This window comes from Microcystis sp. M079S1, from assembly GCF_020246425.1.
GTDB lineage: Bacteria > Cyanobacteriota > Cyanobacteriia > Cyanobacteriales > Microcystaceae > Microcystis > Microcystis aeruginosa.
On record NZ_JADBSZ010000340.1, the window covers coordinates 1 to 16,413 of the forward strand.

Genomic DNA, 16,413 nt, shown 5'->3' on the forward strand with positions numbered 1-16,413 from the left:
AGGGAAGCGCTCTCGCGCTGTTGTAGAGTGGTGGTCATTGGTTTATGATTCCTATTAAGTTATCGAGGTACGATTGATGATGTCTCTATCTTAAAGAGTTTGTAACGGTTTGTAAAGGGGGTTGACGATATTGTTACTTATACCATTGATAAGCTGAGGTTATGAAAAACCCTAGATCTCGAACTCAGGTTAGACTAAAAAGGGAAATTTAATCATAATGGCGGTTGTCATGACTATGGTAGAAAAAGTTCGTAAAACTGAGGCGGAATGGCAGGCCCAGCTAACTCCCGAACAGTTCCAAGTTACTCGCAAAAAGGGAACAGAACGGGCTTTTACGGGTAAATATCACGATAATAAAGAAAAAGGTATTTACAAATGTGTCTGCTGTGGTACGGAGTTATTTACTTCTGACAGCAAGTATGATTCGGGTACTGGTTGGCCGAGTTTCTGGACTGCTGCTAACGAGGCTAATATTAAGTACGAGCGAGATGTTAGTTTTTTCATGGTGCGGACAGAGATTGTTTGTGCCGCCTGTGATGCTCATCTTGGTCACGTTTTTAATGATGGTCCACCCCCGACGGGAAAACGCTATTGTCTCAACTCTGCCGCTTTGCAGTTTGAAAAAAATCCCTAAAGCAAAAAGAGGTCTGGAAAGACCTCTTTTTTTAAGTTCCAGTGGCAGCCAATTACAGTAAACCTGTATTAGTTCCCGGTTTGCCGGTAGCTAACTGCACTTTGACAATTTTGCCGCCCATTTTCATGATGCGTTGTTGCTCACGAAACCAATTATCGTAGGGAACGAGTTTGGTGAAATAGGTATTTTGTAATTCCCGTTGTGTCCGAATGCGGCTTTGGCTAGGAACACAAGCGGTGATTTTGAACATCCGCATGGATTGATTTCTCCTAATCGCTGAAAAACTTGTCGCTCAAACTAACGAAGGCCTTTTTCTAAAATAACAAAGGTCGGGAGTCAAGGATCAATACTAGCTCGTCAAAACCTATCTTGGCCAGATTCAGCCTTTAAAGACCTAGCACTCATCCTCGGCTTCCCGAACCCTATTTTGTCCGAGTTCGTTACTTCTAGCTTAAGCCAGAGCTAATGTAGTCGAAATAAATCCCCATTTCTTTACCCGCATCAGCACCAACTAAACTAGCGGTGACTTCTTTCATCGCTTGGATAGCTTGAACGGTGGAGGAGATGGGTACACCTAAAGAGTTGTAGGTTTCTTTCAGGCCGTTGAGAACGCGCTCGTCGAGGATAGAAGGATCTCCAGCTAACATAGCGTAGGTAGCATAACGGAGATAGTAGTCGAGGTCACGGATACAAGCGGCGTAACGACGGGTGGTGTACATATTACCACCGGGACGGGTTACGTCAGAGTATAACAGGGACTTAGCCACAGCTTCCTTAACGATACCAGCAGCGTTGGCGCTAATGACACTAGCGGCGCGCACGCGCAGTTCACCGGTGGCGAAGTAGCCTTTCAGTTTGCCGAGAGCAGAAGCGTCAAGGTATTTGCCTTGAACGTCAGCAGAGTTGATAACAGAAGTAATTGCGTCTTGCATGGTGGTTCTTCCTTGGGTTTTGCTTAATCTTAAGAGGTTTACGAGGGGTGTGTCTAGAACAATTCACAAAGGAATTATTCTAGGACATAGAGCCGATCACGTAATCGAAGTAGGAAGAAGCTTCAGAAGCATCGTCAGAAGACATAAGACCAGTAGCAACTTCTTTCATTTCGCGAACGCTTTGAGCTACGGCACCGATGTCGGTTCCTAAAGATTTGTACATTTCACGCACACCGACCAAACCGATTTCTTCAATCGGGGTGACATCACCAGCAACTACTCCGTAGGTGATTAAACGTAGGTAGTAGTCCATGTCACGCAGACAGGTAGCGGTCATTTCTTCGCCGTAAGCGTTGCCACCGGGGGAAACGATGTCAGGACGTTTTTGGAATAAGCGATCGCCTGCTTGTTTGACGATGGTTTCGCGAGCGCCGGTCAGGGTTTCGGCGATGCGTAAACGAGCGGCACCACTGCCAACGAAGGCTTTAATTCTGTCTAGTTCGCCGGGGCTGAGGTAACGAGCTTCAGCATCAGCATTCACGATCGATTTCGTGACGATACTCATTGATGGATTCCTCCCAACTAAGTGAGATTAATAAACTTAATCTGACATTTTATAGCAGTTGTGGTCACTACGCTCAAGTTATCTCGTTTCCGCCTCAGCGTCTCAAGACTTCCCTAGCTAGAGCGACCTAACGCAACTATTTTGCGGCATCTGGTTCACCTTCTCACTATTTTCGTAATACTTTTTAACATTTGCCCGAAGAAGGGAGCACCAGAGTGGGGTGTGGGGAGTGGGGGTGTGGGGAGTGGGGGTGTGGGGAGTGGGGTGTGGGGAAGTGGGGTGTGGGGAGAATAAATGAAACTGCCTTCTGCCTCCTGCCGACCGCCTCCTGTCTCCTGCCGACCGCCTCCTGTCTCCTGCCTCCTGACTCCTGACGACTGATTTAGCCTAGCCAATTAATGGCTCCTTTAATCCAGTCTTCCGGCTGAGTATTTTTACTAAATAAAGCATCTTGACTGAGGACTGCGATAGCTCGATCGATCTCCTCCCGGCTGTATCCTAAAGCTAAAAGGGTCATCTGCACATCTTCAAGGATTGCCGCTGCCGGTAGTATTGCTGTGGTTGTCGTCGTCGCTTCTCTTAGTTGTCGCCATGCTGCCAATTTAGTTTTTAACTCCAAAGCGATTCTCTCTGCTGTTTTTAAGCCGACTCCGGGGGTTTTGCTCAAAATTTTGGTATTTCCTGTCACTATCGCCACCACAAGTTCCTCAATCCCCAAGGTATCGATTAAAGCTAGGGCTAATTGCGCCCCAACCCCATTGACGGAAAGCAGTTGACGAAACAGATCTCGCTCTGGGGCGGTGCCGAAACCGTACAATAAAGGCTGCTCCTCGCGAAGGAGTAGGTGAGTAAAAATCCGACAACTATCATTGTTATCGTTGCCGATGTCTAGGGCTAATCGCGAGGGAATTTGGATTTCGTAACCGATCTGGTTTACGTCTAAAATCAAGATCAGTCGGTTATTGGGGGTTTTGATCACCTCGATCGCTTGTCCCCGTAAATAATTAATCATTGATTTAATTCTCCTACGAAAATAACCGAACCACAGGGATGACGGTTTTTACTCCCTGAAAGAATGCCGGAGAAATTTTCATTTTTGTTACAATTGTTAACAGAAGTGAATGGCGCAATTGATAACCTAATTTTCTTGGCGTTAGTCCCCCATAATTGGAGAAGATACAAAATGAATGGCAACATTAGAGTCGGGAATCTCTTTGGAATTCCCTTTTATATTAATCCTTCTTGGTTCTTTGTTCTGGGGTTAATTACCTTAACCTATGGGGGAGAATTAAGTCAGTTTCCCCAGTTAACGGGAATTATGCCCTGGCTCTTAGGATTTTTTGCCGCTATTCTCCTATTTGCCTCCGTGGTTGCCCACGAATTAGGTCATAGTTTTGTTGCCATCGCCCAAGGTATTGAAGTCAAATCAATTACCCTCTTTTTATTCGGTGGTTTGGCAACTCTCGGCAGAGAATCGAAAACTCCTCTAGAAGCTTTTCTAGTAGCAATTGCCGGCCCTTTAGTTAGTTTACTGCTCTTCGGTATCTTCCTAATTATTGGTCTTAATATTAGTTTAAGCGCGCCCCTAGCGGCGATTCTTTCTCTCCTGGCCTATATCAACCTCGCTCTGGGTTTATTTAACCTGATCCCCGGTTTACCTTTAGATGGTGGAAATATCCTTAAAGCTATCGTTTGGCAAGTAACAGGCAATCCCAATAAAGGGGTTTTATTCGCTAGTCGTTTCGGTCAATTTTTTGGTTGGTTAGCGATTGTCATCGGTGCGCTATCAATTCTCGGAATCACTCAATTTGGCAGTTTTTGGACGCTATTAATTGGCATTTTCCTCCTACAAAATGCCGGCTTTTCCGCTCAATCAGCTAAGGTTCAAGATTTCCTAAGTCGCTACAGTGCTAAAGATGTTATTTCTCCTAATAGTCCCGTAGTGCCGATTAATTTAACCCTGCGCGAGTTTGCTAATAATTATGTTATCGGTAAACAACAATGGTCTAAATTCCTAGTTACCGATAGCGAAGGTAAACTATTGGGGGTGATTAATGTAGAGGCTCTGAAAACGATTCCCACTTCCCAATGGACAGAGGTAAATATCGGCCAGTTATTACAAACTAGCGAAAGTCTTAAACTGGTTTTGTCTAATACTTCTCTCTTAGATGTGGTGAAAATTTTGGAAGGCGAAAATTTATCTCAAGTGACAGTGGTAGAAGAAAACGGCACGGTTTTGGGGTTAATTGAGAAAGCTTCTATCCTTACTTTTCTTGCCCAAGAAACCCAAAGTCAAGCCGCTTAATCAGTTATCAGTTATCAGTTAGGTAAATGTAATTTTCACCTCAATATTCTCGCAGAATTTTGTCTAGTATCTCCTGACTATACTAACTGTCGCATTGCTTGCCACAATTGCTCGTATTCTTGCTCGGTTGCTGGGGATAAAGGGTTTAAAAAATCGCTTTTTTTGATCGCTTCTGGATTAACAAGTAAAGGATTATTTCTAATATCTGGGGAAATTTGGTCGGGATTTTCAGTGAGAATTAGGGGGGATAATCCGGAGGTAAATAAAGAAATTTTAGTGGCGGATTCTGGTTGCCAACAAAAATCAATCCATTGCTGGACAAGAGAATTAGGAGTAGTTAAAACCGGTTTTACCCACACATCTGACCAGAGAGAAGTACCAGATTTGGGGACAACAACTTTAATTTTATTATAGCGATTGCTCACTGGTAAAATATCATTAGACCAACCCACAGATAGCCAGACATCACCGAGTATCAGGGGTTGTAAATAATATTGAGAACTATAAAATTTTACCTGTTTTTGTAAAGCGAATAGCTGGTCTTTTAGTCCCATTACTTGTTTTAAATCACTAGAATTATAAGAATAACCCAATTTTTTTAGGGTTAAACCGATGACTTCGCGACGATTATCAATTAGGGCAATTTTACCGGTTAATTCCGGTCGCCATAGATCAGACCAATCTTGTGGTCGCCAGTCAAATTGAGCGAATTTTTCCTCATTATAGGCAATTACTGTCATTCCCCAACGATAGGGCGCACCCCAGACTTTACCCTCTGTTTGCGGTTGTCCTTGGGCATTGCGAGTCATGTTTTCTTGCCAACGGGGGGGCAGTTTTGACCAATTAGAGAGTTGAGAAGTATCTAGGGGTTGAATTAAGCCGTTGGTAATCGCTTTTCCTAGCCAAGCATCCCCTAGGGTGACTAAATTACCGATCGCTGGGTTTTGTTCCCTAAAAGGAATAGAATTCGAAAATTGTGAGGCTGGTTGCCCCTGATTTTTTAACCATTTTTCCAACAATTTTAATAGCTCTTTCAGCTGCCTTTCCGACTGAAAATTGACTTTTTTTTCGGCAATAGTTTTCCGAAAATCTGTTAGTAATCGCGGCGGAATCGAACCAGATAGGAGAAAAATGCTCAGATTGCCGCTTCCAGAAGCGCAGCCACTTAAACCTCCCGCTAAGGCGATTGTACCTAATCCTTGCAAAAAAGAACGTCTGTTTAACATATCGCCCGCCGATTTTCAACTTCAACAGTAATAATTGCCAGTTTCTAGCCTTGGATTATTATAGGACGATTTTTAACAGAATGTAAACTAGGGAGTTTTGCCGCTACCGATTTCAGCTATAGATCAGCTTTGTTGTTAACTTTTATGGTAGAAAATTCTGATTTTGTCCTAGTTAAAGCTAGGATAGAAGCAGTGAGCTAAGGGGCGAGGGTATAAGACTATGTTCGACAATCATAATCGAGATTTTCGTTATTCTTGTCGTTGTGGACAAGCCAATTTTCAGTCGGTAAAACATCGATCGGGTATTTTATTAATCGGGGGAGCGGAAGGAGGTAAATTAGGAGAAGATCAGGCGACCACATGGTTATTGAATCGGGCTAAAGGCGGTAATTACTTAGTGTTGCGCTTTGGCAATCTTGGCGGTCAAGCTGATTGGATTTGCGACAATTACCGCTCCCTGATCGGCTCGGCGGCGGAACTATCAATTGATAGTCGTGAAGCGGCGAATCATCCTGATGTTATCGAATATATTCGTAATGCCGATATTCTTTTTTTTGCCGGTGGTGATCAAAATCAGTACGAGGATTTGTGGGAAAGCACAAAGGTGGAAACAGCGATCAATTATCTGATCAATGAGAAAAAAGTTCCCGTGGCGGGAACCAGCGCAGGAATGGCTATTCTGGGTGATTTTTACTATGCGCCCACTCACGAAGGGGTACTGAGTTCGGAAATATTAAATAATCCCTTTCACTTCAACACTAAAGACTTCTATCGGAGTGATTTTATTCGGGTTCCTTTTCTCAAAAAAGTGGTGACAGATACCCATTTGGATCGACTCAATCAAGATCATCCCGAAACAAGATATGGTCGCCTTTTTGGTTTTTTAGCCCGCAATGTACACGATAATCACAATCAACTGCCCGCCTACGCTATCGGTTTAGAAGAAGGTGCTTTTCTGGCGATCGATGAGCATGGTATCGCCAAAGTCTACGGCAACGGCACCGATAAGGGACAAGATGCCTATTTTCTGCAAACTAACGGGACTCTACCCGAACAGATGGAGCCGGATCGGCCTTTAATCTGGAATAATAACGGTCAAGCGGTGAAAGTCTACCGCATCGCGGGAACTCCCTCCGGCAGCGGTGAATTTGACCTCAAGGATTGGTCTAGTGCTGCTGGCGGTCGCTGGGAATATTGGTACACTAAAGGGGGAATAGCCGGGTTTAAGCGGGTTCTGGTAGCCTGAAGGTCATTTTTGTCAAAAAAGTGATTTCTATGGGTGTTATGATTAATTTTGAGGCAATAAGGAGAGTTTTTTGAGCTATGACCCCTGAATTAATCACTTTTGGTCGGTATCTCGCGGGTGAATTTGAAAATCAACGGCAAGCACAAGCGGAACCGGTGTGGTACGTTCACCTGCGTTTATGGTTGCGTCCGCTGCCTTTATTTCGGGAAGACAGCATCGCTCTTTTTGCCGAACAGGCGAGTATAATCAATTTAGACCAACCCTACCGACCGCGACTGTGGCGATTAATGCGCTCGGAATCGGCAGGGTTAGAGGTTAGGCATTATATGTTTAATGACCTGAAATCCGTGCAAGGTGCGGGCAAAAATCCCGATATTTTGCGAAAAATTAGCTTAGAAGACCTAACTTTCCTGCCTACTTGCACTTTATCGGTCAAAGTCAATACTCTCGCTGATAATCAATACCAGTTTATCGCCCAACCGCAACCGGAACAGCGCTGTCAATTCACCTATGAGGGTACAACCTATCAGGTGGCTTTAGGTTTCGAGGTGACGAGTGATAGCCTAAAAACCTACGATAAAGGCCTAGATCCCGGCACTGGTAAGGGAATTTGGGGCGCTCTGCTCGGTCCCTATCAATACGAGAAAAAACGGGATTTTTCGGCAGAATTGGATGTGTGAGGAAGATTGCATCACATTAGGTCAAAATGACGGCAGACGACACCGCAAAGAGCCGCTAAAGCGGTAATTCCTAAAGCTGTACCGATGTCTTGTCCTTGATTGACAGCAAAAGAAGTGACGATTCCCGCACCTAAACCGGCTGTGATTGCCGCTCCGAGAAAATCTTTATCCGAGTTTTTATACATAGAGATAAGGCCAAATTTCGACAAAATCGTGTTTTTTACCTTATCATCCTCTTTTGAGCAACTAATCACCCGGGGGCGGAATTGCAATTAAGCTTTAGATTTAGCCACGTTTCTTAACATTAGATCTCCGGCAAAAATCAAAAATCTTCCGTTAGGTGAGGAGACTCTGAGATAGGAGACGGTCGCCAGGAGGAGAAAAAAGACAATAGACAACTATCCCATTCATAAAACCTAAGATTATGTCAAATTTATCTATTTTTTTGGGTATTTTGAACCGATGGCGGCTCGATAACTTACTTTTGCAGGAGGTCTATTAAGTTGGGTAAGATAGATAGGAGGTAAAATCGATGAAATTAGCTAAAATCTCTTTTTATGGCTTTTTAACTCTGATTATCTCCCTTTTGCTAATACTGAGTTTTGTTAATGCCAGCAAAGCACAATCGGATACGGCGGTAAGATCGGAGTTAATTAGTCTCCGCAATCGAGTCGAGCGCCTTGAAAGTCAGATTCGAGGAATATCCATCCGCGGGGAAAATGCCGCTCCGATTCCCCAACGGCGATCGGGAACGGGTATAGTAAATGGGGAAGTAGTCGGGGAAAGTGACCCACTGTTCCAGCGTTTAGCCACTTTAGTAATTGAACTAAAGGAAGATTTAAAAAAGCTAGAGCAACGGGTGCAAATCTTAGAAAAAGAAACCGTTAGCCAGAAATCGTAGTCAATTGATGCTATAACGATCGAAAGTTAAATTGATCTCAACTATGCAGTTAATTGATTATGTAATTATCCTGCTTTATCTGGCAGCAACCCTAATAATCGGGATTATAGCCGAGAAAAAAGCTTCTCAAGGTCTAGAATCCTACTTTTTAGGTAATCGCAATTTGCCGTGGTGGATGTTAGGGGTGTCGGGAATGGCGGCTAACACCGATTTAGCGGGAACTATGGTCATTTCTGCCCTAATTTACGCCGTCGGCCCCAAAGGATTATTTATCGAAATCCGCGGCGGTGTTGTCCTAATTATGGCCTTTCTCATGGCTTTTATGGGCAAATGGAATCGCCGCGCCCAAGTTATGACCATGGCGGAATGGATGCAATTTCGCTTTGGAACTGGAAAACAGGGGAATTTTGCCCGAATTATTAGCGCCGTCGCCACTCTCTTATTCTCTATCGGTGCGATGAGTTATTTCTCCGTTGCGGGGGGGAAATTTTTAGGGCAGTTTCTGGGTATGGATGATCGTCTTGCTTCGGTGATATTGATTCTTCTAACCTTGATTTATACCGTGGCCAGTGGTTTTTATGGTGGGGTAATTACCGATTTATTTCAAGGATTTCTGATTTTTGTGGCGGTAATTTATGTATCGGCAGTGGCCTTTTTTACCGTTAATCTTCCCGATAGTTTCACGGTAGCAATTCCGGGGGCAGCGGAGCCAAAAACTTGGAATTTAAGCGACTGGGCTAGTATTTTTCCCTCCCTGACTTTGGATTTACCCGGAGATTATGCCATCTTTAATTTGTTTGGTGGGGTGATTTTCTTTTATTTAGTTAAAACCATCATCGAAGGTTGCAGCGGCAGCGGTGGTTATATGTTACAACGATACCTAGCCGCCAAAAGCGATCGAGATGCCGGTTTATTATCTTTATTCTGGATTATTTTGCTTTCTTTCCGTTGGCCGCTAGTCACAGCTTTTGCGGTTTTAGGTATTCACTACGGTTTAACTAAAGGCACGATTACAGATCCGGAAAGAATTCTGGCCACGGTTATTACTCAATACGTTCCCGTGGGGATGAAAGGGTTATTAATTGCTGCTTTTTTAGCGGCAGCTATGTCCACTTTTAACGCAGTTATTAACGCTAGTGCTGCCTATTGGGTCAAAGATATCTATCAAGCTTTTTTGAAACCAAATGCGGGAGAACAGGAGTTAGTTTTTCAAGGTCGTTTGGCCTCGGTTTTTGTGGTAGTAATTGGCTTAGTTTTGAGTTTTAATATCCAAAATGTCAATGATATTTGGGGTTGGTTAACCACGGGATTAGGGGTGGGATTAGCAGTTCCTCTCCTATTACGTTGGTATTGGTGGCGCTTTAATGGTTATGGTTTTGCCGTGGGAACTTTAGCGGGAATGATTGCGGCTATTGCCTCACAAGTGATAATTTTACCTTTCTTTCGTCACAGTCAATATCAGGAATATATTCTCTTTCTTGTGCCGAGTTTGTTCGCTTTAGCTGGCTGTATTATCGCTACTTTGTTAACTCCTCCCACCGATAGTTTAGTCATGGAAAATTTCTATAATGTTACCCGACCTTTTGGCTTTTGGGGAGAAGTCCGTCAAAGTGTTAAACCTAACCTACAGGCAAAAATTAAAGCGGAAAATCAACGGGATATCATCGCCGCTTTTCTCACCGTTCCTTGGCAATTAGTCCTCTTTATGATGGGGATTGTTTTAATCATCAAGCAGTGGCAAAGTTTGAAGATTTTGGCTTTGGTTTTTCTTTTGCTTTCTATCGGTCTCTATTTTACTTGGTATCGACACTTATCTAAGGAAATTACCGTCACTAAAGACCGAGATTTAGGTTAGGGAGTTCAGGAGACAGGAGACAGGAGGCAGCTATCAGTTTTTTTCCTGCTCCCCCTGAATGGTTACTCTGTTTCTAGTTGATAATCCTGTCAATTTATGGAAACCCTGAAAATTTAAATTTTTGAATCGGAGAGTTATATTATGATTAAAATATCTATTTTAAATCTCAATATTATGTTAGAATTGTTAACGGCTTATCTTAACGTAAATGTAATTTTACCAGTTTTAGCTCAAAAATTTGATGGTGAAACTTCTTCTCATAAAGTAAGAGGTAGTAGTTGTGTTAATTTCCGAACGCAACCATCAATAAATGCCAAGATTATTCATTGTTTGAAATCAGGTACTAATATTGACGTTGTTCGGATTCCACCTACAGGAAAGTTTGCCTGGGTTACAGATGAAGCAGATCATCTTTGGTATTTGGTATTTGATCAAGATACTAAACTACAAGGATGGGTCATGCCTGACTGTATTGATATTTTTGAAGAAAAAAGTTCAACAAATTGCGCTGATTATGGTTCTATTATTCCTACTCCTTATCCACTAGACTCATTGGGGAATATAGATTACTATCAATTTCGCTACGACGATTTTATGAAAAGAAATCCTGGCCAGCAACCACCAGATTATTACTTAGAGTTTGGACATAAATACTTGACTAGATTTATGAATGAAACTTATCCTAATTTGACTAAAAAAGGGCAAGAATTTCTAAAAAATGTCGGGAAATCTTTACAGCAGAAAATGGAAAATAAGTTAAAAGCCGATCCTGAATTATTTGCCAAATTAGAGCTTCAATCTGATGACTTTCGTAAGTTTGCCTATGAAACACATCCAGATTCTTATTGTGAATCTGGTTGGAAAGATTTACCAAAATCAGATAAAGATAAAATTATAGAAGCTGTAGATAGACGGGATTTATATGTATCTCAACAAGGGAGAGAGACAGGTGCTAAACTTGTTCAACAGTGTGGTGATAGTGAAGATTCAATACCAGAAAGAGAACACTGGCCTGATGGGATACTCAAGACATTAAAGTCGTTTTTTGATTGGATTATATCATGGCTTTATAGATAAATTGTGATCCCTACTGTGATGAAATATAAAATTGTCCTTTATCGTTCTGAAAAAGGAATTACTGTTGGCGCTCCTTTGCTCCCCGGTTGTTGGTCTGGGGGATATACTGAGGAAGAGGCATTAACTAATATACAAGATGCAATGAGTATCTTGCATCCTTGGAAAAACGCTGGCAAGATGGGGAAATTCCTGAAATTAAAATGCAGGTGTAACTATTTGACAGTCGTAGAATTTCGTAAACTATTATGATTGCGATAAAATTAGCTAAAATTTCTCTTTCTTTCGACTCAGCCCTAGATTTGATGATTAATTACATAAGCTTTAAAAACAGGATTCAAACATAATAGAGCGTTTTCATCTTTTGCCACTATTATTCGTCTGATTAGAGATTGAATTACTTTCAAAGAATCTGTATAAGCTAGAGAAGTTTGGTCGATCATTTCTTTAATAGAAATAGGTTGATTAAAATTTGCTAATTCTGTTAGCATTAGTTTCTCTGATTCTGTTAAACTTTGCAAAATACTTAATAAAGTCTGCTCTAAAGTTTCTTCGGCAATCGGGTATTTAATCTCCAAAAAGTCAGCAACCTTACCTAAAAATGTCTCTTGAATAAAACTAGCAACTAATTCTAACCAAAGAGGATGACCTTGATAACATTTAATTAAGGCTTCCCAACTGTCTTCATTTAATAGATTATGATGGCGCAAAATTTCTATGGCATCTTCTCCTAAACCTTCTATGATTAATGTTTTAATGAATTTATTTTTCTGCACCAAAAAAGTCGTATCAATAGGTTTTTCTTGACTCAACAACAGTAAACAGCTTTGATGATTGACTTCAGCAATGCTTTTAAACAATAGTTGATAATCTTGGTACTCTTTTTGATAATTACCTGCTAGTTTTTTAGAATCAAATAGACTTTGTAAATCATCAAGAATAATCAAACAGCGATGGCTTTTTATTAACTCTAAGAATAAATTTAATTTCTTGTCAAGACTTTGAGAGAGCTTCAATTGAGGATTGATAGAGGGTAAAATTTCACTTAAAAGTTCATCTAATTTTGGACAAAAATACAAACTTCTGCGAATAACATAATTAAAACTATTTTTGATTTTATCAACCAGTTTCAAAGAAAGGGTGGTTTTACCAATTCCTTTTAAACCTAACACAGTAACCAAACGGTATTTCTCCGCAACTATCCAAGTTTCTAGATTATTTAATTCGGCAACTCTCCCATAAAATTGAGTTATTTCAGGAATATGACCTAAATCTAAATAAGGTTGATCGCGCTGGATTTCAGAGTGATAATTATTATTATTGAGGGAAAATGGATTATGATCACAAATATGAACATTATTAAAAGAGACTAAATCTCGTCCCATATTATTATTTATAAAGCTATGTTTCTTTAAAACTGCTCTAATATTTGATTTAGTAATATCTTCCCCTAAAACTTCTGACAAAATTTTCCATAATTCTGAAGCACTATCTCGAATATGACCTTCACTAAGATGAGATTCTTTGGCAACTTCTGAGTATTTGTAACCTTCTAAGGTCCCTTGCAAGATAGTTTTTTGAAGATAGTCTAGATGTTGATCTGTTTTGGCAAAAACCAACTCATCTAAGAGATTTAACACCGTATTAGATAGATTAGCTTGAAACATGGACTATAGATTAGGTAAGTTTTTTACTTATTTTAGCTGATATTTCCGATATTTCAGATCAATTGTTTGGCTGTAAGTTCCGACTTTTCCGACTGACTAAACTCAAGACTACGATGTATCCTAAGTAATTAAGCAGTTTCAAGGCTTTATTTAGGCAATCTAAAGAAAATGTGTGATAGTACAGATTCTAGTATATCACAGTCAGGATGCCTAAAGCCAGTTTAGGCAATGCAGTCCAGGTCACACGATCAACCATTACACAAATCAAATGAGGAGGAAAAAATGACATCAAGTTCTAAAGAAAATGTCTTAGTTGACAACTGTTTTGGTATTGTAACGAACAAAAGACTTACCTATATGGCGAAGAAAAGCTGGTTTAGTGGTGGACGAAGAGAAGATGTTCCTCTCAAGCAAGTTGTTTCAGTTCGATATGAAATGGATAGGAAAGTTGTTGGGGGACTATTCCTTGTTGTTTTAGGAATTGTCTTGATAACTGTAGTAGTGGGTATTATTCCCTTGATTTTTGGTGTTCTATTGATGTGGGGATCTCCAACGGTAAGTGTGGTTACGGCCGGAGGAACAGCAACTCCTGTCACTGGATTGCCATGGCAAAAATCAGAAGCAGAAGCGTTTGTAAATGCTGTACATGGTCAATTATTCGGTGAGTAAATCGAGTGCACAAATTGTCAAAATTTACCCAACCTTTTTGATACTTTGATAATTTCATAAATTGGTAAAGTTAGCTGGAGAATTTTTTATGGATTTGGCAAATCGTTTGCTAATAATGCCTCATTACTTGAGTTGTTTAATTTCATATTTCTTTTTCTTCTATGGTGTATTACTTGCTGTTGTTGGGTTATTTGCACGTGAATTAGTTGCCCAAGTCTTTCTAAATTGGCATATACTTATAGTAATATTTTTTCAGTTTCTTTTACAGATGTTTTTAAACCAATCATCACAGGAACAACTTCTGATGACTTTGGCCAGAGACATTGCATTATTGGCTTTCGGAATGTTACCAAGTATAGCGCCTACCAGTAATTTTCAAGAGGGTCTTCTCGTTTTTGTAATTTCGGGATTTTTTATGGTCGGAATCCTTGACTCAGAAGTAGTTAAGAGTTGTGGTACTTTCGAGCAATTGCTTGAAATGTTTGGTCGCTAAATAATATAGATTTTTAAGATTTACTCAATCTTGCTGATACTTTCATGACTTTAGAGATTTACAAACTTAGCTGGAGAATTTTTTATGGATTGGGGAAATGCTTTGAGAAATGTTTACGATGGGATCGTAAAAGCTGTCTCTGTTGGGTTTTCATTGATGGCGATTTATTTGGGATTTTGGGGATTTTTTGCACAAGATGCTGGAGCAATATCCCTACTATTTATAGTAGGTACTAGCTTGACTATTCTAAGTTATGCTATAACACCTGTACTAGGCTTAAGTTTAGATATATCTGCAATTTTAACTGATTTATTGCTTGTTATAGTATCATATTTTGTGGCACATCTTTTTTTATCTGGTGCTTCTTCATATTTCGGAGTTCCCTATTCACCATTTCTTGTTAATATAATGTTTTTTGGAGCTATCGTTATGGTTAATCTTCGCCGAATAGCGGAGGTAACTTGTTCACAACAACTTGCACAAGTCTTCAGTTTTTCTATTAATCATTGCCTACGCTAATTTTTTTTAAAATGACGAATATTTATATATTCTAATGATAACAAAAGCTCCATATTTAAGGCTTTAACTAAAGATTACTTTGTTATAAACATCTGCCATCTCTACCTCAATCCTCAAAGATTTTAAAGGAACAATAATGTTAGTTTCATAAGCGGTAAAAAAACAGCGATCTCGCAGAGATCCGCTTTGCGGTGCGCCTTCTTCTTGAAAATGTTCAATATAACATCGCCAATTGAAGTCTGAATTGGCAGTTATAGTCATTTCAATTAAGATTGAGAATATCAATGCTAGAGTTAATCAGGGTTTCATCGGTCTAGAGCGTATCAGACTTATCTGAAATGACTATATCAGTTTACTGTCTTCCCACTCCCCAATTCATAATTCATAATTCATAATTCCCCAAACCCTCACCGCTCAAGGAATTAGAAGTTTCACAGCATAATTAGGAGAGATACCTTGACTTTTGCGGCGGCTTGGGTTATGATTTTCTTATAATGGTACTGCTGTGTTTATTATTAAGTGGTTATATTTCCATTATTAGTAAACTCTTTTAAAAATATTGTCCCAAAATCTGCCAAAAAAAGCAAGCAAAATTTTGCCGTCAATTGTTAAGTTTTGTTAAGAAAAATACCAGGATCGGCAAGGAATTTCTATTCCTTACCGTTGACTTTGGCTGGACTCACCACTTCTTATAGGGTAAAAACTTACCCGACATAGTAATTTTAACGCGATCGCCTTTAGGGTCTTCCTCCTTATCCACGTCGAGGGTAAAATCGATCGCACTCATAATGCCATCGCCGAATTTTTCATGAATCACCGATTTTAGTGGCATTCCATACACCTGCATGATCTCGTAGAAACGATAAATCAGGGGGTCGGTGGGGACAACAGGACCCAATCCCTTGACAGGATACTCGGTTAAGGATGCGACGATTTCGGTTCCCAGTCCCAAAGCTGCCACAATTTTCGTTGCTTCTTCTAGGGAGGCGCTCGCTTGCCGGTAAAAAACAGCGGCAATCCACACCTCATCTCGTCCTAGAATCGCTTCTAGGTCAGCGAAACTGAGGCCTTTTTCTTTCTTCGCTTCCAATAGTTTTGCGGTAATTTCGGGTATCATTGCTTATTTTTGCAGAATTTGTCTGCTTCTAGTTTACCTGAACATCAATTATATAAGTAAAAGTTATGACATTGATAAAAAAACATTTCTTAAAACCCCTTTACATAACTATAAAAAGCCGATAGTATTAACTCATGTCAAACAACGAACCTTGACAACTTAATACATACAGAAATTATCCAACCATGACTACAACTCTACAACAGCGCGAGAGCGCTTCCCTGTGGGAGCAGTTCTGCCAGTGGATCACCAGCACCAACAACCGTCTCTATATCGGTTGGTTCGGTGTCATCATGATCCCCACCCTGCTCACCGCCACCACCTGCTTCATCATCGCCTTTATCGCCGCTCCTCCTGTAGATATCGACGGTATCCGCGAGCCTGTAGCAGGTTCCCTACTCTACGGAAACAACATCATCTCCGGTGCGGTTGTTCCCTCTTCCAACGCAATTGGACTCCACTTCTACCCCATCTGGGAAGCAGCTTCCTTAGATGAGTGGTTATACAACGGTGGTCCCTACCAGTTAGTC

General features: G+C 40.7%; 19 protein-coding genes and 1 pseudogene. 11 read left to right on the plus strand and 9 right to left on the minus strand.

Going from position 1 to position 16,413, the window contains the following annotated elements; all coding sequences use genetic code 11:
• Positions 1–217 precede the first annotated feature (217 nt).
• Complete coding sequence (gene msrB, locus IM456_RS21965) at positions 218–634, plus strand: peptide-methionine (R)-S-oxide reductase MsrB (RefSeq protein WP_004163453.1); 417 nt, start codon at positions 218–220, stop codon at positions 632–634.
• Positions 635–686: 52 nt separating this feature from the next.
• Here msrB and IM456_RS21970 read toward each other — a convergent pair whose 3' ends face one another.
• The 4 genes from IM456_RS21970 to ruvA form a co-directional block, all read right to left on the minus strand.
• Positions 687–890 carry a phycobilisome linker polypeptide gene (locus IM456_RS21970; RefSeq protein WP_002739162.1) on the minus strand — a complete coding sequence of 68 codons (204 nt, stop codon included), beginning with the start codon at positions 888–890 and terminating at the stop codon, positions 687–689.
• Between the two features lie 190 nt (positions 891–1,080).
• Positions 1,081–1,566: an allophycocyanin subunit beta gene (apcB, locus tag IM456_RS21975; RefSeq protein WP_002738786.1), complete on the minus strand. Its 486-nt coding sequence runs from the start codon at positions 1,564–1,566 to the stop codon at positions 1,081–1,083.
• Between the two features lie 79 nt (positions 1,567–1,645).
• Complete coding sequence (apcA, locus tag IM456_RS21980; RefSeq protein ID WP_002739012.1) at positions 1,646–2,131, minus strand: allophycocyanin subunit alpha; 486 nt, start codon at positions 2,129–2,131, stop codon at positions 1,646–1,648.
• Positions 2,132–2,513: 382 nt separating this feature from the next.
• Positions 2,514–3,143, minus strand: coding sequence for a Holliday junction branch migration protein RuvA (gene ruvA, locus IM456_RS21985; RefSeq protein WP_149988103.1), 630 nt, complete (start codon positions 3,141–3,143; stop codon positions 2,514–2,516).
• A gap of 63 nt (positions 3,144–3,206) precedes the next feature.
• Between ruvA and IM456_RS21990 the strand changes: the two genes are divergently transcribed.
• Positions 3,207–4,436 (plus strand): site-2 protease family protein, encoded by a 1,230-nt coding sequence (locus IM456_RS21990; RefSeq protein WP_149988102.1) that lies wholly within the window; start codon positions 3,207–3,209, stop codon positions 4,434–4,436.
• 77 nt (positions 4,437–4,513) lie between these two features.
• Here IM456_RS21990 and IM456_RS21995 read toward each other — a convergent pair whose 3' ends face one another.
• Entirely contained in the window at positions 4,514–5,662 is a 1,149-nt protein-coding gene (locus tag IM456_RS21995; RefSeq protein WP_149988101.1) for a substrate-binding domain-containing protein, read from the minus strand.
• Positions 5,663–5,882: 220 nt separating this feature from the next.
• Between IM456_RS21995 and IM456_RS22000 the strand changes: the two genes are divergently transcribed.
• Positions 5,883–6,908: a cyanophycinase gene (locus IM456_RS22000; RefSeq protein ID WP_149988100.1), complete on the plus strand. Its 1,026-nt coding sequence runs from the start codon at positions 5,883–5,885 to the stop codon at positions 6,906–6,908.
• Positions 6,909–6,985: 77 nt separating this feature from the next.
• Positions 6,986–7,588: a chromophore lyase CpcT/CpeT gene (locus IM456_RS22005; RefSeq protein WP_147070105.1), complete on the plus strand. Its 603-nt coding sequence runs from the start codon at positions 6,986–6,988 to the stop codon at positions 7,586–7,588.
• Between the two features lie 11 nt (positions 7,589–7,599).
• Here the strand turns inward: IM456_RS22005 and IM456_RS22010 are convergent, their stop codons facing one another.
• On the minus strand, positions 7,600–7,773 hold the full coding sequence (locus IM456_RS22010; RefSeq protein WP_172970560.1) for a hypothetical protein: 174 nt from the start codon (positions 7,771–7,773) through the stop codon (positions 7,600–7,602).
• Positions 7,774–8,120: 347 nt separating this feature from the next.
• On the opposite strand from IM456_RS22010, the gene IM456_RS22015 reads away from it, so the two are divergent.
• From IM456_RS22015 to IM456_RS22025, 3 genes are all read left to right on the plus strand, one after another.
• Positions 8,121–8,489 carry a hypothetical protein gene (locus IM456_RS22015; protein ID WP_004163447.1) on the plus strand — a complete coding sequence of 123 codons (369 nt, stop codon included), beginning with the start codon at positions 8,121–8,123 and terminating at the stop codon, positions 8,487–8,489.
• A 43-nt stretch (positions 8,490–8,532) separates the two neighbouring features.
• Complete coding sequence (locus IM456_RS22020; protein WP_287694355.1) at positions 8,533–10,344, plus strand: sodium:solute symporter family protein; 1,812 nt, start codon at positions 8,533–8,535, stop codon at positions 10,342–10,344.
• 141 nt (positions 10,345–10,485) lie between these two features.
• Positions 10,486–11,421 carry an SH3 domain-containing protein gene (locus tag IM456_RS22025; protein WP_149988098.1) on the plus strand — a complete coding sequence of 312 codons (936 nt, stop codon included), beginning with the start codon at positions 10,486–10,488 and terminating at the stop codon, positions 11,419–11,421.
• A 293-nt stretch (positions 11,422–11,714) separates the two neighbouring features.
• On the opposite strand, the gene IM456_RS22030 is transcribed toward IM456_RS22025, so the two are convergent.
• Positions 11,715–13,058 (minus strand): helix-turn-helix domain-containing protein, encoded by a 1,344-nt coding sequence (locus IM456_RS22030; protein ID WP_287712806.1) that lies wholly within the window; start codon positions 13,056–13,058, stop codon positions 11,715–11,717.
• A 309-nt stretch (positions 13,059–13,367) separates the two neighbouring features.
• On the opposite strand from IM456_RS22030, the gene IM456_RS22035 reads away from it, so the two are divergent.
• From IM456_RS22035 to IM456_RS22045, 3 genes are all read left to right on the plus strand, one after another.
• Positions 13,368–13,754 (plus strand): hypothetical protein, encoded by a 387-nt coding sequence (locus IM456_RS22035; RefSeq protein WP_043999243.1) that lies wholly within the window; start codon positions 13,368–13,370, stop codon positions 13,752–13,754.
• Positions 13,755–13,842: 88 nt separating this feature from the next.
• Positions 13,843–14,247 (plus strand): hypothetical protein, encoded by a 405-nt coding sequence (locus IM456_RS22040; RefSeq protein ID WP_043999989.1) that lies wholly within the window; start codon positions 13,843–13,845, stop codon positions 14,245–14,247.
• An 84-nt stretch (positions 14,248–14,331) separates the two neighbouring features.
• Positions 14,332–14,766, plus strand: coding sequence for a hypothetical protein (locus IM456_RS22045; protein ID WP_287694348.1), 435 nt, complete (start codon positions 14,332–14,334; stop codon positions 14,764–14,766).
• A gap of 63 nt (positions 14,767–14,829) precedes the next feature.
• Here the strand turns inward: IM456_RS22045 and IM456_RS22050 are convergent, their stop codons facing one another.
• Together IM456_RS22050 and cynS are read right to left on the minus strand one after the other, a co-directional pair.
• Positions 14,830–15,027 (minus strand): hypothetical protein, encoded by a 198-nt coding sequence (locus IM456_RS22050; RefSeq protein WP_002761095.1) that lies wholly within the window; start codon positions 15,025–15,027, stop codon positions 14,830–14,832.
• Between the two features lie 418 nt (positions 15,028–15,445).
• On the minus strand, positions 15,446–15,883 hold the full coding sequence (cynS, locus tag IM456_RS22055; protein WP_012264521.1) for a cyanase: 438 nt from the start codon (positions 15,881–15,883) through the stop codon (positions 15,446–15,448).
• A 185-nt stretch (positions 15,884–16,068) separates the two neighbouring features.
• Here cynS and IM456_RS22060 point away from each other — a divergent pair.
• Positions 16,069–16,413 (plus strand): annotated as a pseudogene (locus IM456_RS22060) (photosystem II q(b) protein); the annotation flags it as partial.